At 38.6% G+C, this 254-nt stretch carries 1 pseudogene; it reads right to left on the bottom strand.

From position 1 onward, the window contains the following. Window positions 1-234, bottom strand: a pseudogene (locus SB660_RS22210) (GerAB/ArcD/ProY family transporter); the annotation flags it as partial. Window positions 235-254: the final 20 nt, after the last annotated feature.

Genomic DNA, 254 nt, shown 5'->3' with positions numbered 1-254 from the left:
AATTGAATAAAGCCCAATCCAAAGAACTGTCATAATGATTGCCCAAGACGGTGTCCCTTCGAGGAGAAAAAAATCCACGATTTCGGACATGACTCTGACTTCAAATGCACCGAGTGCAAGAAAATAAGTAATAAAAACAATACTGATTAAATGCCCGAGCCATTTTCCTACAATATGTCGGGAGTATTCATAAAAGGTCTCCTGAGGATACTGCTGGCTTAATTTAACTATAAGTTTGTTCTGTTACTGTCCGA

Origin of the sequence: Bacillus sp. SIMBA_005, from assembly GCF_046535585.1 — a bacterium.
Lineage (GTDB): Bacteria > Bacillota > Bacilli > Bacillales > Bacillaceae > Bacillus > Bacillus pumilus.
This window is presented reverse-complemented; position numbering and strand designations above follow the sequence as displayed.